This is a genomic window from Paracoccus aurantiacus, assembly GCF_007993065.1.
In the GTDB taxonomy this organism is placed as follows: domain Bacteria; phylum Pseudomonadota; class Alphaproteobacteria; order Rhodobacterales; family Rhodobacteraceae; genus Paracoccus; species Paracoccus aurantiacus.
Window position 1 is genome coordinate 76,507 of the sequence record NZ_VOPL01000003.1, and the last position, 20,351, is coordinate 96,857.

Genomic DNA, 20,351 nt, shown 5'->3' on the forward strand with positions numbered 1-20,351 from the left:
CGATGCCCTATCCCGATGCCGGCAAGGCGGTCCCTGTCGTGGACAGCCATTGCCATCTCGACTTCCCCGATTTCGATGGCGAGCGTGATGCGCTGATCGACCGCGCCCGCGCCGCCGGCGTGGGTCGCATGGTCACCATCTGCACCCGCCTGCGCAACGAACCCGGCGTGCGCGCCATCGCCGAAACCCATGACGGCGTCTTCTATGCCGCCGGCACCCATCCGATGAGCGTGGCGGACGAACCCATGGTCAGCGTCGATGAACTCGTGGCGCTTGCCGCCCATCCGAAATTCGTCGGCATCGGGGAAACCGGGCTTGATTACCATTACACTGCCGACAGCGCTGCCGCGCAGCAGGACAGCCTGCGCATCCATATCGAGGCCGCGCGCCAGACCCGCCTGCCGCTGATCATCCATGCCCGCGACGCCGATGATGACATGGCCCGCATCCTGACCGAGGAGCACCGCGCAGGCGCATATACTTGCGTCATGCACTGCTTCAGCTCTGGCCCGGCACTGGCGCAGGCGGCGCTGGATCTGGGGTTTTATCTGTCCATGTCCGGGATCGCGGCATTTCCCCGTTCGACCGAGTTGCGCGACATTTTCAAGGCCGCGCCGCTGGACCGCATTCTGGTCGAAACCGACGCCCCATATCTTGCCCCGCCGCCACACCGCGGTCGCCGGAACGAACCGGCTTTCGTCACCCGCACCGCCGCCGTCGGTGCGGAACTGTTCGGCATGTCCTACGCCGATTTCGCGGCCCAAACCTCGGCCAATTTCGACCGGCTGTTCTGGAAGGCCGCCGCATGATCCGCGTCACCATCCTGGGCTGTGGATCGTCCGGGGGGGTGCCGCGCATTGGTGGGAACTGGGGGGCATGCGATCCCGGCAATCCCAAGAACCGCCGTCGCCGCTGCGCGATCCTGATCGACAGGATCGGCGATGATGGCATGACACGGGTGCTGGTGGATACCGGCCCCGATCTGGTGCCGCAGATGCTGGATGCCGGTGTGACCACCATCGACGCCGTGGTCTGGACACATTCCCACGCCGATCATGTCCACGGCATCGACGACCTGCGTCAGCTTGCCTATAACGCCCGCGCCCGTGTGCGGGGCTATGCCGACGCGGCGACCACGGCGCATCTGCGGGGCCGCTTCAACTATATCTTCGAAAGCCCGCCCGGATCGAACTATCCCCCCATTGTTGATCTGCACCCTTTCGAGGGTCCGATCACCATTGACGGTGACGGCGGGCCGGTCGAGATCACCCCGTTCACCGTGCCGCACGGCGAGATCGAGGCTCTGGGACTGAAAATCCCGACCTCCGGCGGCGGTATCGTCTATCTGCCCGATGTGCAGATGATCCCCGACGAGGCGTGGCAGACCATCGGCACGCCCGAGATCTTCATTTGCGACGCCCTGCGCCATGATCCCCATCCCAGCCACGCCCATCTGGCGCTGACGCTGGACTGGCTGGCGCGATCCGGCGCGCCACGCGGAGTGCTGACGAATATGCATATCGACCTCGACTACGCCAGAACCGATGCGGAAACGCCCGCAAACGTCACCCCGGCCTTTGACGGGCTGGTGCTGGAGGCGGTGGAGTGACCGCGCTGTTCGATGTCGTGCTGCCGGTTTTTCTGGTCATCGGCTTTGGCTATGTCGTCGCATGGCGCGGATTGTTTTCGGAAGCCGCCGTCGATGGGGTCATGCGCTTCGCACAGAACTTCGCCGTTCCGGTGCTTCTGTTCCAATCCGTCGCCAGACTGGACCTGTCGGCGGATTTCGACATCCCGATGCTTTTCGCCTTCTACGCAGGCGCATTCGCGTCCTTCGGGCTGGGCGTTTTCGGCGCGCGCTGGCTGGGCCGCCCGCCAGAGGATGCCGTCGCGATAGGGTTCATCTGCCTGTTTTCGAACTCGCTTCTTCTGGGTGTGCCGATCACCGAACGCGCTTACGGGCCTGATGCGCTGGCGGGAAACTGGGCGATCATCTCGATCCATTCGCCGATGCTTTACACCTTCGGGATCACGGTGATGGAGTTCACGCGCGCCCGCGGGCAGAACCTGTCTGTCGGACGCGTGGCGCTGCGGGCGCTGACCGGCGTTCTGCAAACGCCGCTGGTGATCGGCATTCTGTGCGGGCTGGCGATGAACTTCGCGCTGCAGGCGGGGCTGGTGCTGCCGGGAGGATTCTGGGACGGTGTCGGAATGATGTCCAGAGCGGCACTGCCAACAGCGCTGTTTGCACTTGGCGGCATCCTTTATCGCTACAAACCGGAAGGCGACAGCCGCGCCATCGCCATCTGTTGCTTTGCCGGTCTGATCCTGCACCCGATGGTGACCTTCGGACTGGGCAAGCTGTTCTCGCTGGATATCGCCGCAATGCGTTCGGCAGTGCTGACGGCCTCGATGGCGCCGGGGGTGAATGCCTATCTTTTCGCGTCGATCTATGGCGTTGCGAAGCGCGTCGCGGCATCGACGGTGCTTGTGGCAACAGCGCTGTCGATCCTGACCATATCGGTTTGGCTCGCGATCCTGCCCTAGCGGGGTGTCACGCCCCGGATGCGTTCGGACCTGCGGCGCAACAGCTCTACCGTGGTCAGAAGCGCGATGGAGAAGACGACCAGCAGCGTCGCCACGGCCAGAATCGCGGGGCTGATCTGTTCTCGAATACCGTTCCACATCTGGCGCGGGATGGTCTGCTGTTCCGGGCCGGCGATGAACAGCACCGCAACGACTTCGTCAAAGCTGGTGACGAAGGCAAACAGCGCACCGGAGATTACACCCGGCAGGATCAATGGCATGGTCACGCGGAAAAACGTGGTGCGCGGATTGGCGCCAAGACTGGCGGCCGCGCGGTTCAGCGACTGGTCGAACCCGACCAGCGTGGCCGTCACGGTTATGATGACAAAGGGTATCCCCAATGTCGCATGGGCCAGAATCACACCCAGATAGGTGTTGGCAAGACAACCAGAATTCGACAGCACCGGTCGCAGGATCGAATGCGCCCAACTGCCCTGCGGCACGCAGGCCGAGGAATAGAAGAAAAACAGCCCCGTCGCGGTAATGATCAGCGGCACGATCATGGGCGAGATCAGGGTCGCCATGATCAACCGTCTGAACGGCATTTCCGGCCTTGACAGGCCAAGTGCCGCCAGCGTGCCCAGCACTGTTGCCAGAATGGTCGAGCAGACGCCGATGATGATCGAATTCTTCGCCGCGTTCACCCATTTCGCATTTGCCCACATATCGGCGAACCAGGCGGCATCGCGCGGCGCGCCGGGCTGGGCCATGCCGAATGTCATCAGGCTGTCATACCACCGCATCGAGAAACCTTCCGGCTTCAGCGACAGCATGTCCTTGGTAAAGGTGAAGTACGGCTCTGTATTGAAGCTGAGCGGGATGATGATCAGGATCGGCGCGATCAGCAAAATAAAGATCAGCGTGCAGATGACCAGATAGGTCCAGTGCCAGATACGTTCCAGCGGAGTTGCATATGTCGGAAGCGCCATGGTTCAGCCCAGCTTCAGATTGTCGATGCCGACAAGGCGGTCATAGACCCAGTAAAGGATCAGCACGCCACCAAGCAGGATCGCTGCAAGCGCCGCGGCCATCGACCAGTTCAGCGTGCCCGTCATATGTTCGGCAATCATGTTCGAAATCAGCTGACCCGATGCCCCCCCGACAAGCGCAGGGGTGATGTAGTAGCCAACGGCAAGGATAAAGACCAGAAGCGCCCCTGCCCCAAGCCCCGGCAGAGTCTGCGGGAAATAGATGCGCCGAAAGGCCGTCCAACTGGTCGCGCCAAGGCTTTTCGCGGCGCGCACATAGCTCGGGTTGATCGTGCGCATCACCGAATAAAGCGGCAGGATCATGAAGGGCAGAAGGATATGTGTCATCGCGATTATCGTGCCGATCTGGTTATACATCATCTTCAGCCGGCCCCCGTTGTCGATCACCCCAAGCCAGATCAGCAGATCATTCACGACGCCCTGCTGTTGCAGCAGGACCATCCAGCTTGTTGTGCGCACCAGAAGCGAGGTCCAGAAGGGCAGCAGCACGAGGATCATCAGAAGGTTCGACCTGCGCAGCGGCAGCGTCGCCAGCAGATGCGCAATGGGAAAACCCAAAAGGAAGGTCATTAAGGTCACAAGCGCCGATAACCACAGCGTCCGCAGAAACAGCATGATATAGACGCGCCGGTTTTCGTTGACCTGCACGACGTCGCCCTCGACATTTCGTGTTCTGTCGAGCGAGGCGAGATAAAAGCTGTCGGTATATGCTGTCGAGGAATTGCGCATCGACGCCCAGAGCGACGGGTCGCCCCAATCCTCGTCAATCTCCAGCAGCGCCTCGCGGTAAGGCGGCTCTATCCCGCCCCTGACCTTGCGCCCGGTCGAGGTGAAAAGCGAGCGCGTGCCCGGCATCTCATAGTTTATCCGGGTGCCGACGATGCCGATGCTGCGTGCCTCGGCCGAGGCTTGCAGGTCGCGGGCAAGGGCTGCGAAGGCGGCTTCATCCGGGGTGGTACCCGGTTCGGTTTCGGCAAACCATTCGCTGAGCTGCGGCATATTCGCCGCGAAGCCGTCATTGTGGATCGAACGATAGAGCATCTGCCCGATCGGAAAGGCGAATGTGACGACTATGAACAGAAGCAGCGGTGCCACAAGCATGAAGGCCCGCCAGCGGGCCTTGCGCGATGCCCGCGACAGCGCCCGGTTCAACGGCTGGCCGTCTGCGGTCGTCAGCGGCCCGTCGACTCCGCCCGCCTCGATTGCGATGGCTGCATGGGGATCAAGTGGTGTCGCCATTCGGTCTTTCCAGATTGGCCCGGCCAGCCTCGTCGGTGGCCGGGCCGTGGGTTATCAGCCTGCAAGCCAGGCGTTGAAGCGCTCGTTCAGTTCCGAATCATGGTCGACCCAGAAATCGAGGTCAGAGCCAAGCGCATTGCCCATATTCGCCTCGGTCGTCGGCAGGTGCGGCCCCATCGGCTCCTCGGTGCCTTCAATATTTCCGACGATCGCAGCGGCAGATTTACGCGGCGGGCCATAGCTGATGAACTCGGCCGCGCGGGCCTGATTCGCCGGCGCCGTCGAGAAGGCGATGAACTTGAGCGCATCTTCCATATGAGGCGCGCCTTTCGGGATCACCCAGCCTTCCATTTCATAGATCTGACCGTCCCAGACGATCTTGAAGGGTTTGTTGTCCTTCATTGCCGCGTCGAAGATACGCCCGTTGAACGCATAGGCCATTGTCACTTCGCCATCAGCCAGAAGCTGCGGCGGCTGCGCGCCGGCTTCCCACCAGATCACGTCATTCTTGATGGTATCCAGCTTGGCGAAGGCGCGATCAACGCCTTCCGGCGTGGACAGCACCTCATAGACTTCTGCAGCCGGAACACCGTCCGCCATCAGCGCGAATTCCAGGTTGAACTTCGCGCCTTTGCGCATGGTGCGCTTGCCTGGGAAGGCTTCGAGGTCAAAGAAGTCAGCCGGGCCAGCGGGCTTGGCGTCGGGGAACTTCGAATCGTCATAGACCTCGACCATCGAATAAACGTCGGTGGCCACGAAGCAGTCGGTCACGCCGCCTTCGATATAGTCATCGGCGGCTGTCGTGCCGTCATCGGCGGCCGTCAGGCTGGCCGCATCGATTTCTTCCAGCAGGCCTTCGTCGCAAAGCCGCACGGCATCGGCATATTCGACCGAAGCCACGTCGCTTGTAACGTTGCCGGCTTCGACCATGGCCTTGATCGGGGTCGCGGGGTTGTCGGCATCGGCGATGTTCACGGCGATGCCGGTCTCGGCAGTAAAGGGCTTGGCATAGGCTTCGAGATGCGAATTGCCGTAAGCGCCGCCCCAGCTGAGCAGATTGACCTCTTGCGCAGAGGCGGCGAATGCCATGCTGCACAGTGCCGAGGTCAGGATCAGGGTCTTTTTCATCGAAATCTCCTGTTGCGTTTGGTCGGCACATTGGCCGTTATCATTGGGCGCCGTGCAGCGCCGGGTCATGGCGCGGGGATCGCGCCGGGCCGGTCCCTGTCAAACCGGATCAAGCGCCCGGGCATCCTGCGGATGCCACCCGACGCGGATGGTATCGCCGGGCGTCAGACGTGTCTGACCCAGCGTATTGCGGCATTTCATGACGAAATCGTATTCTCCGCCAATCATCAGGCGGGTGCGCAGGATGTCCCCCATATAGACGACATCCATCACCCTGGCTTCCAACGTATGCGCGCCGTCGGGCATCATCGCATCCTTGAATTCGATACGCTCAGGCCGGATCGACACTGTCGTGGGTTGCCCGACCTCGTGCACGTTCACCGCCGTCGCCTCGATCGTTTCGCCATTGGCAAGGCGCACGGTCGCGCGATCCCCGCTCAGATCGGCAATCGTGCCGTTCAGCGAATTATTCTCGCCGATGAACCCGGCCACGAAGCTGTTTTCGGGCGCTTCGTAAAGCGTCTCTGGCGCGGCGAGCTGCTGGATGCGGCCATCGTTGAACACAGCGACCCGGTCCGACATGGTCAGCGCCTCGCCCTGGTCGTGGGTCACATAGACAACGGTTACACCAAGTCTTTCATGCAAGGCCTTGATTTCGAACTGCATATGCTCGCGAAGCTGTTTATCGAGCGCGCCGAGAGGTTCGTCCATCAGAACCAGCTTCGGATCGAATACCAGCGCGCGGGCAAGCGCGATCCGCTGCTGCTGGCCGCCCGAAAGCTGCGCCGGGCGGCGGCTCGCAAACGCACCCATCTGCACCATATCCAGCGCGCGCCTGATCCGGTCGTCGCGTTCGGCCTTGGACAGACCGCGCACTTCCAAGGGAAAGGCAAGGTTCTCGCCCACCGTCATATGCGGAAACAGCGCATAGTTCTGAAACACCATACCGATCCCGCGCTTGTGCGGCGGCACGTCGTTGATGTTTGTTCCGTCAAGAAGGATCTGGCCGTGGGTCGCGGTTTCGAACCCGGCGAGCATCATCAGGCAGGTGGTCTTCCCCGATCCTGACGGCCCGAGCATGGTAAGGAATTCGCCCCTGCCGATGGATAGGTTCAGATCTTTGACGACAAGCGTCTGACCGTCATAGCTTTTCTGCACGTGATCGAAGACGACGAAACCGTCATCATGGGCCGTATTCGTCAAGCGCGGTTCCCCTGTCTTGTTTCGCGGTTCTGATCGCCGCTCGCGACAGGTTAAGCGGGGCAGAGGCCGGATTGCAACAGGCTGGATCGCGCGGAAATGGAATGGCGGCGCGGGTGCCGAAAATGTCGGCACGACCTGCGATTCCCCCTTTTCATCCGCCGCATGAGTCGTTATCTGCCCCCCTTGTCGCGATGCGGTCGTGGCGGAATTGGTAGACGCGCAGCGTTGAGGTCGCTGTTCCTTAACCGGAGTGGAAGTTCGAGTCTTCTCGACCGCACCAAAGACACCCATCTGACGGCGCCGAAAGGCACACCGTCAGGCTTTTCTTCTGACATCTGACATCATGTTGCGGGCCGATGGGCGCTGTTTGCGCCGGGAACATGACGTGTTCAGCGGTTAGCGTTTCATTAACCTCTCTGTCCTACCGTCCGGCCATGTCCAAAACGGAGACGCCGGATGCGCCCTGCCTTTACTGCCATGATTGCCTGCCTTGCCCTCGCGGCTTGTGTGAACGTGAATGACACGCCCGTCAGCACGCGCCCTGCCCAGATCACCACGCAGGAGCGCGGCCTGATCCAGTCGACGATCATTGACGGCATGAAAGACCCGGCCAGTGCGCAACTGCGCAACCTTGTGGCATATGATCTCAGCGACGGTCAGGGCCGGGCAATCTGCGGCGAAGTGAACGGAAAGAACGCTTTCGGCGGCTATGTCGGTTTTCAACCGTTCTTCATGCGCGTTAAGGACGGCCGGCTTGTCTCCAGCTATTACGGCACGGGCGACCCGAACGATCTCGATCACTTCATGGCGCGAAAGGGCTGCGGCGAGGCTGCGACCGGCATGATGAAGATTTCCAGCACCAAGTGACGCGCGACTGGACTTCGAAGCGCCGGAAACGCGGTGCCCTTTCATTTTTGCATCGCGCCCATTAACTCGGCAGGGCCGCAATCACGTGGCCAATCCGGAGACGCGAATGCCGCCCCTGCCAGAACCCGAATGGGTCATAGAGCCCGGCCTGACCCCCTACCCCGAGGCTGTCGCCGCGATGGAAGCGCATGTCGCGGCAATGCTGGATGGTCGCGCAGGAGAACGTATCTGGCTTGTCGAACATCCGCCGCTTTACACGGCCGGCACATCTGCGCGCGAGGCGGACTTGCTGGATGACCGGTTTCCCGTCCATGTCGCCGGGCGCGGGGGGCAATATACCTATCACGGTCCGGGGCAGCGGGTCGTCTATACCATGCTCGACCTGAACCGGCGCGGCCGCGACGTGCGCGCCTTCGTCAAGTCGCTTGAGACCTGGGTGATCGACACACTCGCCGAGTTCGGCATCCGCGGCGAGATCCGCGACGGCCGTGTCGGCGTCTGGGTATCCCGCCCCGACAAGCCGCCCCTGCCCGACGGCAGCATGAGAGAGGACAAGATCGCCGCAATCGGCATAAAGTTGCGGCGCTGGATCAGCTTTCACGGCATCTCGATCAATGTCGAACCCGATCTGAGCCACTATGGCGGCATCGTGCCATGCGGGATCAGCGATCATGGGGTCACTAGTCTGGTGGATCTTGGCCTGCCGGTCACGATGGCAGATCTCGACAGCGCCTTGCAGCGCCGTTTTTCAACTGGCTTCGCGGTCTAAGTGCTGGACTGCGTCGCAGGCGCGGTGCGGCAAATCCGCCGCGCCTGCCGGGGATAGTTTATCGGATGCAGATGGTTGTGATTTGAACCCCCCGCATGCCGCGCCTAGTATTTCCAGCAAGGAAGATCGCGCGCGGATATGCAGCTCTCTGATTGCGCAGGAAAGGATAGACGATGAAAACCAGCCTGATCGCCACGTTGACCCTGTTTTCGCTTTGCTCACCGGCTTTGGCACAGGATGCCGCGAAAGGTGAGAAAGAGTTCAACAAGTGCAAGGCCTGCCACATGATCCAGGACCCGACGGGCGCCGATATCGTGAAGGGCGGCAGGACTGGCCCGAACCTGTTCGGCGTCGTCGGCCGCAAGATCGCCTCGGTCGAGGACTTCAAGTATGGCGACGGTATCCTGAAGCTTGCAGAGGCAAAGCCCGATGCTGTCTGGGACATCCACTCGCTGAAGGCCTATGTGACCGATCCGACCGGATATCTGGATCAGTATTCCGGCGACGATAAGGCCAAGTCGAAGATGACGTTCAAGCTGACCCGGAATCAAGACGATCTGGTCGCCTATCTGCTGAGCATCTCGCCCGATGCGCCCGCGCAGCCCGCAGAGGGCGACGGCGCGCCCGCACCGTAAGCAGCAGTCGCTGCGGATCGGACCCGAAGGGACAATCCGCCCGGCGCGCATCCCTGTCCGGACATTTCGGCAATGCATCCGGCCCCCGCCTCCTGTCGCGGGGGCTTTTTGATACGCCGAAAAACTGTGCCGCAACATGAAGTTTCCCGCCCGAGGCGCATTGCCGCATCCGGTCATCGCGTCTATTGTGCGCCAATCTGCCGGCCCTGCCGGCTGACTCAGGATCAACCCAGGGAGATCGCGCAATGGCCGATGCAGCCGTTCACGAATCCGGCGGACATCATGATACTCGCGGGTTCTTCACCCGCTGGTTCATGTCCACCAACCACAAGGATATCGGTATCCTTTATCTGTTCACGGCCGGCCTTGTCGGTCTGATCTCGGTCAGTTTCACCGTCTACATGCGGATGGAATTGCAGCACCCCGGCGTGCAGTACATGTGCATGGAAGGCGCGCGCCTGTTCCCGAGCGCTGCCGATTGTACCCCCAACGGCCACCTGTGGAACGTGCTGATCACCTATCACGGCGTGCTCATGATGTTCTTCGTCGTGATTCCGGCGCTTTTCGGCGGATTCGGCAACTACTTCATGCCGCTGCAGATCGGTGCGCCGGACATGGCGTTCCCGCGCCTGAACAACCTGTCTTACTGGATGTATGTCTGCGGCGTGGCCCTGGGTATCGCGTCGCTGCTCGCGCCTGGCGGCGGTGGCGGACATGGTTCCGGGGTCGGCTGGGTCCTTTACCCGCCGCTTTCGACGACCGAGGAAGGTTATTCGATGGATCTGGCGATCTTCGCCGTCCACGTCTCGGGTGCCTCTTCGATCCTCGGCGCGATCAACATCATCACCACTTTCCTGAACATGCGCGCCCCCGGCATGACGTTGTTCAAGGTGCCGCTGTTCGCCTGGTCGGTCTTCATCACCGCCTGGCTGATCCTTCTGTCGCTGCCGGTTCTGGCCGGCGCCATCACCATGCTGCTGATGGACCGCAACTTCGGGACGAACTTCTTCAACCCGGCAGGCGGCGGCGACCCGATCCTGTACCAGCACATCCTGTGGTTCTTCGGCCACCCGGAAGTGTACATCATCGTGCTGCCCGGCTTCGGCATCATCTCTGCCGTGATCGCCACCTTCTCGCGCAAGCCGATCTTCGGCTATCTGCCGATGGTTCTTGCGATGGCCGCAATCGGCGTGCTCGGCTTCGTCGTCTGGGCGCACCACATGTACACCGTCGGCATGTCGCTGACCCAGCAAAGCTATTTCATGCTGGCCACCATGACCATCGCGGTGCCGACCGGCATCAAAGTGTTCAGCTGGATCGCGACGATGTGGGGCGGCTCGATCGAGTTCAAGACGCCGATGCTCTGGGCGTTCGGCTTCCTGTTCCTGTTCACCGTCGGCGGCGTGACCGGCGTCGTGCTGTCGCAGGCACCGCTGGACCGTGTGTATCACGACACCTATTACGTCGTGGCTCACTTCCACTATGTGATGAGCTTGGGTGCGGTTTACGCCATCTTCGCCGGGGTCTACTTCTGGATCGGCAAGATGTCGGGCCGTCAGTACCCGGAATGGGCCGGCAAGCTGCACTTCTGGATGATGTTCATCGGTTCGAACATGATCTTCTTCCCGCAGCACTTCCTGGGCCGTCAGGGTATGCCGCGCCGCTATATCGACTATCCCGAGGCATTCGCCTACTGGAACAATATCTCGTCGCTTGGCGCCTATCTGTCCTTTGCCTCGTTCCTGTTCTTCATCGGCATCGTGTTCTACACGCTGTTCGCCGGTAAGCGCGTGACCGAGAACAATTACTGGAACGAATACGCCGATACGCTGGAATGGACCCTTCCTTCGCCGCCGCCCGAACACACGTTCGAGCAGCTTCCCAAGCGCGAAGACTGGGATCACAGCCACGCGCACTGATCGGCTGACATGATTGAGCGGCCCCGGAGAAATCCGGGGCCGTTTTCACAACAGAACCGGACCCTCGCCGATGCCCTATATCTGGAGCGATGTCGGAGATGCGCGGCAGATGCGGGCAACACCGCATCGCTCATTGCCCCGCAAGGGCTTCGTCTGGTTCATCGGAATCACCGCAAGCCTGCTGTGCCTGCCGCTTCTGGCCGTGCTTGGAAACGTCATCCTGTGGGCGCTGCTGCCGTTCATGCTTGCTGCAATCGCTGCAATCTGGTGGGCGATCGAGCTGAGCTATCGCAGTGGCACAAGCGAAGAGATCCTGCGCATCACGCCAGAGCGAATCACCGTTACGCGCCTGGACCCGGACGGCGCGAAGCGCGAATGGTCAGCCAACCCTTACTGGATACGTGCAACGATCAGGCCCGGTCCGGTTGACGATTATCTAACTCTCACGGGCGATCACGAAAGCGGACGAGAGATCGAACTCGGTGCGTTCCTGACGCCCGAGGAACGCCGTGATCTGCAAAGGGACGTGAACCGCGAACTCGCGCGGATACGGGGGACGGGCTAGCTGTCATCCTCGACATGCTCGGGCAGGTGATCGTGATCGGTCGAGGCGATCTCGTCCAGTTCCGCTTCCGTCATACTGTCATACATCTCGCGCGAGGCGCCTTGCAGATCGCTCACCTTACCCTCTCCGCGCTTGACGGCGAGCGCTGCGCCTGCTGCGCGTTGCTGGGCCTTCGATTTCGCTGGCATCTCGATCCTCCGGGGCTGCGTCTCAACAAAAAACGCGCCCCGGTCGGGACGCGTTCCGTTGAAGCAGGCGGTCAGAGCAGCCGTTCCTTGACCATCTGACCGACCGCTCCGAAATCCATCTGACCGGCATAGCGCGTTTTCAGTTCTGCCATGACACGACCCATATCCCGCACCGATGTCGCGCCAAGCGAGGCCAAGACCTCATCCAGCGCAGCCTGGGTTTCTTCGGCGCTCATCTTGCGGGGCAGGAATTCCTCGATCACCAGAATCTCGGCGTTTTCCTTTTCCGCCAGTTCCAGACGACCGCCCTCCTCATAGGCGCGGGCCGATTCTTGGCGCTGCTTGACCATCTTCGAAAGGATCGCGACCAGATCGGCATCTGACAGGCCGGGCGCTTCGCCCTCGCCGGTGCGCGCAGCGATTTCCCGGTCCTTTATGGCTGCCGAAATCAGCCTGAGCGTCGACAGGCGTGCGGGGTCCTTCGCCTTCATGGCGTCCTTGGTGGCGGACTGGATTTTCGTCTTCAGCTCCATGGCGATCCCTCTTGTCCAGAAGCGCCTTGATGTAGGTGCGGAAAGACACTCAATCAAGTCCGCCTTTGCTTGACCAACATGCCACCCTTCACTAGGTTCCGCGCGATTGCCAGATCAGGAGCCAGCCCATGACCGCGCCCGCCGCGAAACCGACCGCCTGCCTTGCCCTTGCGGATGGAACGATTTTCATGGGGCAAGGCTTCGGTGCCGAGGGCGAGGTGGTGGCCGAACTGGTCTTCAACACCGCCATGACCGGCTATCAAGAGATCATGACAGATCCGAGCTATGCGAGCCAGATCGTGACGTTCACATTCCCCCATATCGGCAATACCGGCGTGACCGAGCAGGATGACGAGGCCGCCGACCCAGTTGCCAGTGGAATCGTGGTGAAATGGGACCCGACCGATCCGTCGAACTGGCGCGCGACATCAGACCTTCAGGACTGGATGAGCCGTCGCGGCCGCATCGGGATCGGTGGCGTCGACACCCGGCGGCTGACCCGCGCGATCCGCCTGCAAGGCAGCCCGCATGTCGTGCTGGCCCACGACCCCGAAGGTAATTTCGACATCGAGGCGATGATTGCGAAGGCGCGTGGCTGGAAGGGTCTGATCGGGCTCGACCTCGCCAAAGAGGTGACGACCCGGCAAAGCTACCACTGGACGGACGGCCTTTGGGGCTGGCCCGGCGAATTTGCCGGTCAGGATTCCGCGAAGCCCTTCAAGGTTGTGGCACTGGACTACGGTGCGAAGCGCAATATCCTTCGTTCGCTGGTCGGCGCAGGCGCCGATGTAACGGTGCTGCCCGCGACCGCAACCGTCGAAGAGGTTCTGGCCCATGCGCCTGAGGGCGTGTTCCTGTCGAACGGACCGGGCGATCCCGCAGCGACGGGCGCATATGCCGTGCCGATGATTCGCGAACTTCTGGACCGGGACATGCCTATCTTCGGGATCTGCCTTGGCCACCAGATGCTGGCTTTGGCGCTTGGCGCAAAGACCGTCAAGATGAGCCACGGCCATCACGGTGCCAACCATCCCGTGCGCGACGTCGATACCGGCAAGGTCGAGATCACGTCAATGAACCACGGGTTCGCCGTCGATGCGCAGACCCTGCCCACAGGCGTGCGCGAGACGCATGTCAGCCTGTTCGACGGCTCGAATTGCGGGCTGGCGGTCGAGGGAAAGCCGGTCTTTTCGGTTCAGTATCACCCTGAAGCGAGCCCCGGCCCTCAGGATTCGGCATATCTCTTCAAACGCTTTGCCGACGCCATGCGCGACCGCCGGGTCGCCTGAAGCGCGCATTCGGTCCCGATTCGCGCCGCTTAACCGAAAATTAAGCGGGCGCGTGCCAGTCATGACGAAACCAACGGGGATTCGTCATGATTGCCAAGACTGCCGCGACCGATCTTCCCGTCCCGATTCGCCCCGGTGTGAAAGTGCCCGATCCGGGCACCGAGCAGGCGACGCTTGGGCCTCGCGACCTGCGGCCGCTGGGGCAGATCCTGCTGGAAGACGGCGCTGTCAGTCATGGCGATCTGCTGAAGGCGACGGTGATGCGCGGAAGGCAGAATGTCCCGCTTGGTCAGATCCTGCTCGCGCAGGGCTGGGTGACGGAAGAGTCGCTGACGCGTGCCCTGACCCGTCAATGGCGGACCTCTGCGGTCGATCCGCTGACGATGCCGCCCGATTCTCGGCTGATCGACCGCCTGGGTCCGGCCTTCTGCCTGAAGAACGCCATTCTGCCCTGGCGGCGCGTCGGCGGCGTCACGTTCATCGCGACGTCACGACCGGAATCTTTCCAGACACTGCAGACCATTCTGCCCACCGGCTACGGCCCGGTCCGCATGTTGCTCTGCAGCGAAAGCGCAATCCATCAGGCGATCATATCGCTGCGCATGACGTCTTTGACCCGGCGGGCGGAAACCAGTGTCGCAGCCGGTGAAAGCTGCCGCAGCCGAAATGAAGGCAGCATCGCTCGTTTCACGATTCTGCTGCTTTCGGCACTGGCGTTTCTTGCCGTGGCGGCCCCAGTCGGCCTGCTTTCGGTTCTGACCGGATGGGCGATGCTGACGCTGCTTGCCGGCACGATCCTGAAACTGGCGGCGTTCAAGGCCGTGTTGCGCCAGAAGGCCGAAGACGCGGCGGACCAGACCCTGATTGCAACCGGCCTGAAGACGCAACCAGAGATGCTCACGGCGCTGCCTGTGATCTCGGTGATGGTGCCGTTGTTTCATGAAAGCGACGTCGCAGGGAAGCTTCTGGGACGGCTCGCCCGGCTGGATTACCCGCGCGAGCTGACTGACATTCTTCTTGTCGTCGAAGCGACGGACCCGATCACCTCGGCCGCATTGAAAGGGGTGCGCCTGCCGCATTGGGTGCGTGTCGTAACGGTCCCGCCCGGTCCGGTCCAGACGAAGCCGCGCGCCCTGAACTATGCACTGAATTTCTGTCGCGGCGATATTGTCGGGGTTTGGGACGCCGAGGACCGGCCGGATCCCGACCAGCTTCACAAGATCGCACGTGGCTTTGCCTTTGCTGCGCCCGACGTCGCCTGCCTTCAGGGTCAGCTCGACTATTTCAATCCGCGCAGCAACTGGCTCGCCCGCTGCTTCACCATCGAATACGCCTCGTGGTTCCGCGCCAACCTTCCGGGCATCGCAAAACTTGGCATGATCGTGCCTCTGGGCGGCACGACGCTGTTTTTCCGCCGCGATGTACTCGAGCAGCTCGGTGGTTGGGACGCCTGGAATGTCACCGAGGATGCCGATCTCGGCGTCCGTCTGGCGCGGCGGGGCTGGCGCACCGAACTTGTCGACACGACGACGGATGAGGAAGCGAATTGCCGCGCGCTGCCGTGGATCAAGCAGCGCTCGCGCTGGCTCAAGGGTTATGCGATGACCTGGGGGGTCCATATGCGCCAGCCGCGCAAACTGTGGCAAGAGCTCGGCCCCAAGCGCTTCATCGGCTTTCAGATCCAGTTCCTGGGCACGATTTCGCAATATCTGCTCGCCCCCGTCTTGTGGAGCTTCTGGGCGCTCTCGCTCGGTCTGCCGCATCTGCTGCGAGAGCCGCTTGCGCATCTGTGGGGCGGCAACGCGATCGCGATGCTGTTCACGCTTTTCGTCGCCTCGGAGCTCATTGGAATGGCCATCAACCTTTGGGCGGTCCGGGGCGAGAAGCACCGTCACCTGCGCATCTGGGTGCCATTGATGCACCTGTACTTCCCGCTCGGATGCCTTGCCGGATGGAAGGCGATCTACGAGGTCGTGACGAACCCGTTCTATTGGGACAAGACGGCACATGGTGTTTTCGACGAAACCGAGGTTGCGGAAACGCTGGTTGCTGTACCTGACGATGCGCGGATCGTGCCGATGCTTGGCGACATCGGGAACACGAAAGGCAGTTCCTTCGTCATGGCTGACATATCAGCGATGGAGACTGCGGCCCCCGCGCCGCCCCTCTCTGTCGTGGAAGATGACGTCGCGCATGCGCTGGCTTCCGCAGATGCGTCTGGGTCGGACGGTGTCCATCACGCGGTTCCCCAAATCAAAGTGGTCGCGGATATGCCGATCGGCGACCGTCAGCGCATGTTGGGGTGAGCGCGCCCAATTTACGACGCGCTGACTGCCGCGCAGATGCGGTGATATGGTCGCCCAATCTGCGAACCGGCCTGCGCTCTGTCGGCGCATCGGCTTATGAAGGTATTCGTGGGGCAGTTCGGCCGGACGGCGAAGGCATCAGGCTTCAGACTCCTCCGCCGGGTCGTGGGGTATCGACAGCGCGTCTTCGACAATATCACCGACTGCTGCCACCGTTTCGTTCAGCCGCGACTTCAGTTCCGCGAGATCTGTGACCCCGGTTTCTCGCAGCAGGAATTCCTGCCCGCCCGGCCCCAGCTCATCCATGTTCAGCGTCTTTTCTGTCAGAAGGCGCGCGGCAGCCTGAACACGCCAAAGAAAGCGCTGCGCCGAAAGCAACCTCTCTGTCGCGGCTTTCGTCAACAGCCCGTGACGTTGCCCTGCCCGAACCTGCGCCTCCAGCCCGCGCGCCGGGTCGGCCCCGCGCAGCGCGAAGCTTTGCGCAAGAAGTTCCAGATCCTGCAGACGGCCGCGTCCAATCTTCGCATCCCACTCGCCGTCTGGCGCTTTGGCCGCGAAGATACGCGCGCGCATGTCCGTCAGATCCGGCAGGACGCGCGCGTCATGTCCGTGCGCGGCAAGCACCTCTACCCGCAAGGCTTCGACCTCGTCCGCAAGCGCGGCCCCGTCTTGTCCGCATGCTGCAATCGGACGCGCGCGCGTCAGGGCAAGATGCTCCCAAGTCCAGGCTTCGTTCATCTGATAATCGCGGAAAGACTGAACCGAGGTCGCAACCGGTCCCTGCCGCCCCGACGGACGAAGGCGCATGTCAACCTCGAACAGACGGCCGGTTGCCGTCTGCGCCGACAGCGCCGTAATAAGCGCCTGGGTTAGCCGCGCATACCATGCCCGCGGTGCAAGGGGCTTGCGCCCGCTGGATTCGTCAGCGCCGTCGGCATCATAGATCACGATCAGATCAAGATCCGAACCGGCGTTCAGCCGACGCGCGCCAAGCGACCCCATCCCAAGCACGACCGCACCCCGTCCTGGCGGCGGGCCGTGGCGCTCCGCAAGCTGGTCCACAACCAGAGGCAGCAGCGCGGCAACTGCGGCGTCGGCGATGTCGGCATATTCCTGCCCTGCCTGAGACGCATCGCTCAGCCCGCGCAGATGGTGGACCCCGATCCTGAATTGCCATTCATGCGCCCAACGCCTGACTTCGTCGAGAGCGCGTTCATAACCGCCATCACGAGCAGCCATTTGCTGTTCAAGCCGAAGCGAAAGCTCTTCCCGAAGCCCCGAAAGACCGGGCCAGGGCGCGAAGAATGATCCGCCAAGCACAGCGTCCAGCACCTCGGGGTGCCGCCCGAGATAGGCGGCCAGGCCAGGCGCGGTCGCGCATATATCGGCGATCAGGTCGATCAGCGACGGATTGGCCTCGAAAAGCGAGAAAAGCTGCACGCCCGCAGGCAGCCCCTGCAGGAAACCGTCAAAGCGTGACAATGCTTCTTCCGAATGGGCGGCGCGCGTCATGCGGGCAAGGATATCGGGCTTGATGCGCCGAAATATCTGCTGCGCGCGCTGCGTGCGGAGCGCGGGATAGTTGTCCCACCGGTCGATGATGGCCTGCGCCTCAGGCGAAATTTCTGGCATCTCCGTTACGTCGCCCGGCGCGAAGAAGGCATCGGTAAGCGTCTCGACCCGTTCAAGCCGCGTGCGCAGCGTTTCCGACCAGCGGTCCAGATCATCGTCGCCCATCATCTGACAGATGTTCAGAAGGCCGTCGCGATCCTTCGGAAGATCATGCGTTTGCGCATCATTCACCATCTGTATCCGATGCTCGATATCGCGGTGCTGTCGATAGTGATCCGCAAGCTCGGTCGCTATGTCGGCGGGTATCCAGTCGCGTTCCGCAAGCGCCTCCAGCGCCGGGACGGTGCCACGCAGGCGCAGCTCGGGGTCGCGGCCTCCGGCGATAAGTTGGCGGGTCTGGGTAAAGAATTCGATCTCGCGAATGCCGCCTTGCCCAAGCTTCATGTTGTGACCGGGAATGCTCAGCCGCCCGCCAAGGCCCTTATGGTCGCGAATCCGCAGGCGCATGTCATGGGCGTCCTGGATCGCCGCAAAGTCGAGATGCTTGCGCCAGACAAAGGGCCGAAGCCCGGCAAGAAACCGTTCACCGGCCGCGATATCGCCGGCACAGGGTCGCGCCTTGATATAGGCCGCTCGCTCCCATGTCCGGCCCTCGGCCTCATAATAGGCCAAGGCTGCCGAGGCTGACAGACAGACCGGGGTCACCGCGGCATCGGGCCGCAGACGCAGGTCCGTCCGGAAAACATAACCATGTTCTGTATTGTCGGACAGGGTGGCCGCCATCTTGCGGGTTGCGCGGATCAGCGAAGCACGCGCCTGATGCTGGTCATCTTCTGAATAAGCCTCGTCATCGTAAAGAACGATCAGGTCGATGTCAGAGCTGTAATTCAGCTCTGCCGCGCCCATTTTGCCCATCGCCATGACGAAAATTCCGCCTGCATCGGCGTCTGTCGCAGGCAGCTTGCCGCGATCGATCTCGGCGCGTACATGCACCCTGAGCGCGAGATCCGTTGCCCGGTCGGCCAGATCAGTCAGCGCGCCTGTCACCTGATCCAGCCGCCAGACGCCACCGAGATCGGCAAGTCCCGCAAAAAGCGCCACACGCCGCTTCGCACAGCGCAGGGCTGGCCCCAGGTCTTGCGCATCGAGATCCTCGAAGCCCTGCATTTCATGGACGACGATGTCATCTCCGCATTCGGCAAGCGCACGCGGCAACCACTCGGATTCTTTCTGCATGAGCGACCACAGATACGGGCTGCAGCCCGCGGCGCCCACAAGCAGATCGGTCGTCTTTGCATCAAGGTCGCCGAACATCGCGCGCGCTTCCGCTGCGCGGGCGGTGTCATGGGGGATTGGCAGGCGGGTGATCGAGGCAGCAAAATCCATGGATGGAGTTAGGGCCATCCTCGCGCCCGCGTCAATCGCCCTGCCCCGCGCGCATCCACCTACTTCTGCGCTTGGCCTCTGGTGCTTCTATTGCTACCGTTCGCAAGGATAAGGCGGCACAGACGGGTTTGCATGTCGGCACTCATGGACAAAACGCGCGACACTGGAAAGGGCAAGCGATGCGGCATACGCTGACGCATGTGCCGCAGTTCTATGTGACTGCGCCACAGCCCTGCCCGTATCTGCATGGCCGCGCCGAGCGCAAGCTGTTTACCGCGCTGCATCCCGGCAACGCGCAGGAACTGAATAACGCCCTGTCCCGGCAAGGTTTCAGGCGGTCGCAGAACGTGCTTTACCGGCCAAGCTGCGAAAGCTGCGTCGCCTGCATGTCGGCGCGCATCAGGGTAAAGGATTTCAAGCCAAGCCGTACGCAGCGCCGGGTGGCCAATCGCAATGCCGACCTGAGCAGGCTCGCCACGAGTGCCTGGGCGACAGAGGAACAGTTCGAGCTGTTTCGCCGCTATCTCGATGGGCGTCATGCCGATGGTGGCATGGCCGACATGGACATCTTCGAGTTCGCCGCCATGATCGAAGAGACGCCGGTCCGCACCCGCATCATCGAATATCGCGGCAACGACATCCTTCCTTCGGTCGATCCCGATGCTGCACATTCGCTTGCCGATCCAAACCTTGCGGCGGTGTGCTTGACTGATGTGCTGGATGACGGGCTGTCGCTGGTCTACAGTTTCTTCGATACGCGACTGTCGGCGCGCAGTCTCGGAACGCATATCATCCTTGATCACGTGGAACTCGCCCGTGAATCCGGCCTGCCCTATGTTTATCTGGGATATTGGGTGCCGGGCAGCCGGAAGATGGATTACAAATCCCGTTTTGGCGCGTTGGAGATCTATAAGGGCGGCGTCTGGCAGGATATCGGCGATCCTGCGGATCATTCGGACGAGGCGCATCCGTTGGCCGTTGACCCCATCGTCGAACAGGTGGCGCGGATCGACCTGCCCTGAACGCGCAACATTATTGCGCCGCATGTGAATTTTGCGCCATTTTCGCTAATTTCGCCCATTGACCCTGCGCCGAGCCGCCCATAGTTTGCGCCGACGCGGCATGGTCAGCTTCGCCACAGGCGAGGGTCAGGGGTCGCATTCACAGGATGAGGATG

The 20,351-nt window shown here is 62.0% G+C and carries 18 protein-coding genes and 1 tRNA gene; 12 read left to right on the forward strand and 7 right to left on the reverse strand.

Annotation, left to right across the window (positions count from 1 at the left end; genetic code table 11):
• Window positions 1–2 precede the first annotated feature (2 nt).
• The 3 genes from FQV27_RS08675 to FQV27_RS08685 are packed head-to-tail and all read left to right on the forward strand — an operon-like array spanning window position 3 to window position 2,547.
• Window positions 3–809, forward strand: a complete 807-nt coding sequence (locus FQV27_RS08675; protein WP_147097589.1) for a TatD family hydrolase — start codon at window positions 3–5, stop codon at window positions 807–809.
• Window positions 806–1,609, forward strand: a complete 804-nt coding sequence (locus tag FQV27_RS08680) for an MBL fold metallo-hydrolase (protein WP_147097591.1) — start codon at window positions 806–808, stop codon at window positions 1,607–1,609. The genes FQV27_RS08675 and FQV27_RS08680 overlap by 4 nt, the downstream gene beginning before the upstream one ends.
• Window positions 1,606–2,547 carry an AEC family transporter gene (locus FQV27_RS08685; protein WP_147097593.1) on the forward strand — a complete coding sequence of 314 codons (942 nt, stop codon included), beginning with the start codon at window positions 1,606–1,608 and terminating at the stop codon, window positions 2,545–2,547. Before FQV27_RS08680 ends, FQV27_RS08685 begins: the two co-directional genes overlap by 4 nt.
• Here the strand turns inward: FQV27_RS08685 and FQV27_RS08690 are convergent.
• The 4 genes from FQV27_RS08690 to FQV27_RS08705 form a co-directional block, all read right to left on the reverse strand.
• A complete protein-coding gene (locus FQV27_RS08690; protein ID WP_147097595.1) occupies window positions 2,544–3,515 on the reverse strand; it encodes an ABC transporter permease in 972 nt (323 codons plus the stop codon). The genes FQV27_RS08685 and FQV27_RS08690 overlap by 4 nt on opposite strands.
• A 3-nt stretch (window positions 3,516–3,518) precedes the next feature.
• Window positions 3,519–4,814, reverse strand: coding sequence for an ABC transporter permease (locus FQV27_RS08695; RefSeq protein ID WP_147097597.1), 1,296 nt, complete (start codon window positions 4,812–4,814; stop codon window positions 3,519–3,521).
• A gap of 54 nt (window positions 4,815–4,868) precedes the next feature.
• A complete protein-coding gene (locus tag FQV27_RS08700) occupies window positions 4,869–5,942 on the reverse strand; it encodes an ABC transporter substrate-binding protein (RefSeq protein WP_147097599.1) in 1,074 nt (357 codons plus the stop codon).
• Between the two features lie 99 nt (window positions 5,943–6,041).
• Window positions 6,042–7,145: an ABC transporter ATP-binding protein gene (locus tag FQV27_RS08705; RefSeq protein ID WP_147097601.1), complete on the reverse strand. Its 1,104-nt coding sequence runs from the start codon at window positions 7,143–7,145 to the stop codon at window positions 6,042–6,044.
• A 193-nt stretch (window positions 7,146–7,338) separates the two neighbouring features.
• Here FQV27_RS08705 and FQV27_RS08710 point away from each other — a divergent pair.
• The 6 genes from FQV27_RS08710 (at window position 7,339) to FQV27_RS08735 (ending at window position 11,900) form a co-directional block, all read left to right on the forward strand.
• Window positions 7,339–7,425, forward strand: a tRNA-Leu gene (locus FQV27_RS08710).
• Window positions 7,426–7,601: 176 nt separating this feature from the next.
• Window positions 7,602–8,012, forward strand: coding sequence for a hypothetical protein (locus FQV27_RS08715; protein ID WP_147097603.1), 411 nt, complete (start codon window positions 7,602–7,604; stop codon window positions 8,010–8,012).
• A gap of 106 nt (window positions 8,013–8,118) precedes the next feature.
• Complete coding sequence (lipB, locus tag FQV27_RS08720; protein WP_147097605.1) at window positions 8,119–8,781, forward strand: lipoyl(octanoyl) transferase LipB; 663 nt, start codon at window positions 8,119–8,121, stop codon at window positions 8,779–8,781.
• 173 nt (window positions 8,782–8,954) lie between these two features.
• Complete coding sequence (locus FQV27_RS08725) at window positions 8,955–9,416, forward strand: c-type cytochrome (protein ID WP_147097608.1); 462 nt, start codon at window positions 8,955–8,957, stop codon at window positions 9,414–9,416.
• 245 nt (window positions 9,417–9,661) lie between these two features.
• A complete protein-coding gene (ctaD, locus tag FQV27_RS08730) occupies window positions 9,662–11,335 on the forward strand; it encodes a cytochrome c oxidase subunit I (RefSeq protein WP_147097609.1) in 1,674 nt (557 codons plus the stop codon).
• 70 nt (window positions 11,336–11,405) lie between these two features.
• Window positions 11,406–11,900: a DUF2244 domain-containing protein gene (locus FQV27_RS08735; protein ID WP_147097611.1), complete on the forward strand. Its 495-nt coding sequence runs from the start codon at window positions 11,406–11,408 to the stop codon at window positions 11,898–11,900.
• On the opposite strand, the gene FQV27_RS08740 is transcribed toward FQV27_RS08735, so the two are convergent.
• Both FQV27_RS08740 and FQV27_RS08745 read right to left on the reverse strand, forming a co-directional pair.
• Entirely contained in the window at window positions 11,897–12,088 is a 192-nt protein-coding gene (locus tag FQV27_RS08740; RefSeq protein ID WP_147097613.1) for a DUF3008 family protein, read from the reverse strand. The genes FQV27_RS08735 and FQV27_RS08740 overlap by 4 nt on opposite strands.
• 71 nt (window positions 12,089–12,159) lie before the next feature.
• The gene (locus FQV27_RS08745) at window positions 12,160–12,621 is read right to left on the reverse strand and encodes a GatB/YqeY domain-containing protein (RefSeq protein WP_147097615.1); all 462 of its coding nucleotides are present in this window, start codon (window positions 12,619–12,621) and stop codon (window positions 12,160–12,162) included.
• Between the two features lie 128 nt (window positions 12,622–12,749).
• Here FQV27_RS08745 and carA point away from each other — a divergent pair, with 128 nt between their 5' ends.
• Window positions 12,750–13,910 (forward strand): glutamine-hydrolyzing carbamoyl-phosphate synthase small subunit, encoded by a 1,161-nt coding sequence (gene carA, locus FQV27_RS08750; RefSeq protein WP_147097617.1) that lies wholly within the window; start codon window positions 12,750–12,752, stop codon window positions 13,908–13,910.
• An 86-nt stretch (window positions 13,911–13,996) separates the two neighbouring features.
• The gene (locus FQV27_RS08755; protein WP_147097619.1) at window positions 13,997–16,216 is read left to right on the forward strand and encodes a glycosyltransferase; all 2,220 of its coding nucleotides are present in this window, start codon (window positions 13,997–13,999) and stop codon (window positions 16,214–16,216) included.
• A gap of 138 nt (window positions 16,217–16,354) precedes the next feature.
• On the opposite strand, the gene FQV27_RS08760 is transcribed toward FQV27_RS08755, so the two are convergent.
• Window positions 16,355–19,174 carry a [protein-PII] uridylyltransferase family protein gene (locus FQV27_RS08760; RefSeq protein WP_147098132.1) on the reverse strand — a complete coding sequence of 940 codons (2,820 nt, stop codon included), beginning with the start codon at window positions 19,172–19,174 and terminating at the stop codon, window positions 16,355–16,357.
• Window positions 19,175–19,353: 179 nt separating this feature from the next.
• On the opposite strand from FQV27_RS08760, the gene FQV27_RS08765 reads away from it, so the two are divergent.
• Window positions 19,354–20,196 carry an arginyltransferase gene (locus FQV27_RS08765; RefSeq protein WP_147097621.1) on the forward strand — a complete coding sequence of 281 codons (843 nt, stop codon included), beginning with the start codon at window positions 19,354–19,356 and terminating at the stop codon, window positions 20,194–20,196.
• The last annotated feature ends 155 nt before the right edge of the window (window positions 20,197–20,351 follow it).

What these genes read in the sequence shown, in the direction of transcription:
- FQV27_RS08675 (WP_147097589.1), top strand. Translation starts at nt 3, where the DNA reads ATGCCCTATCCCGATGCCGGCAAGGCGGTCCCTGTCGTGGACAGCCAT.
- FQV27_RS08680 (WP_147097591.1), top strand. Translation starts at nt 806, where the DNA reads ATGATCCGCGTCACCATCCTGGGCTGTGGATCGTCCGGGGGGGTGCCG.
- FQV27_RS08690 (WP_147097595.1), bottom strand. Translation starts at nt 3,515, where the DNA reads ATGGCGCTTCCGACATATGCAACTCCGCTGGAACGTATCTGGCACTGG.
- FQV27_RS08695 (WP_147097597.1), bottom strand. Translation starts at nt 4,814, where the DNA reads ATGGCGACACCACTTGATCCCCATGCAGCCATCGCAATCGAGGCGGGC.
- FQV27_RS08700 (WP_147097599.1), bottom strand. Translation starts at nt 5,942, where the DNA reads ATGAAAAAGACCCTGATCCTGACCTCGGCACTGTGCAGCATGGCATTC.
- FQV27_RS08715 (WP_147097603.1), top strand. Translation starts at nt 7,602, where the DNA reads ATGCGCCCTGCCTTTACTGCCATGATTGCCTGCCTTGCCCTCGCGGCT.
- lipB (WP_147097605.1), top strand. Translation starts at nt 8,119, where the DNA reads ATGCCGCCCCTGCCAGAACCCGAATGGGTCATAGAGCCCGGCCTGACC.
- FQV27_RS08725 (WP_147097608.1), top strand. Translation starts at nt 8,955, where the DNA reads ATGAAAACCAGCCTGATCGCCACGTTGACCCTGTTTTCGCTTTGCTCA.
- ctaD (WP_147097609.1), top strand. Translation starts at nt 9,662, where the DNA reads ATGGCCGATGCAGCCGTTCACGAATCCGGCGGACATCATGATACTCGC.
- FQV27_RS08735 (WP_147097611.1), top strand. Translation starts at nt 11,406, where the DNA reads ATGCCCTATATCTGGAGCGATGTCGGAGATGCGCGGCAGATGCGGGCA.
- FQV27_RS08740 (WP_147097613.1), bottom strand. Translation starts at nt 12,088, where the DNA reads ATGCCAGCGAAATCGAAGGCCCAGCAACGCGCAGCAGGCGCAGCGCTC.
- FQV27_RS08745 (WP_147097615.1), bottom strand. Translation starts at nt 12,621, where the DNA reads ATGGAGCTGAAGACGAAAATCCAGTCCGCCACCAAGGACGCCATGAAG.
- carA (WP_147097617.1), top strand. Translation starts at nt 12,750, where the DNA reads ATGACCGCGCCCGCCGCGAAACCGACCGCCTGCCTTGCCCTTGCGGAT.
- FQV27_RS08755 (WP_147097619.1), top strand. Translation starts at nt 13,997, where the DNA reads ATGATTGCCAAGACTGCCGCGACCGATCTTCCCGTCCCGATTCGCCCC.
- FQV27_RS08760 (WP_147098132.1), bottom strand. Translation starts at nt 19,174, where the DNA reads ATGGATTTTGCTGCCTCGATCACCCGCCTGCCAATCCCCCATGACACC.
- FQV27_RS08765 (WP_147097621.1), top strand. Translation starts at nt 19,354, where the DNA reads ATGCGGCATACGCTGACGCATGTGCCGCAGTTCTATGTGACTGCGCCA.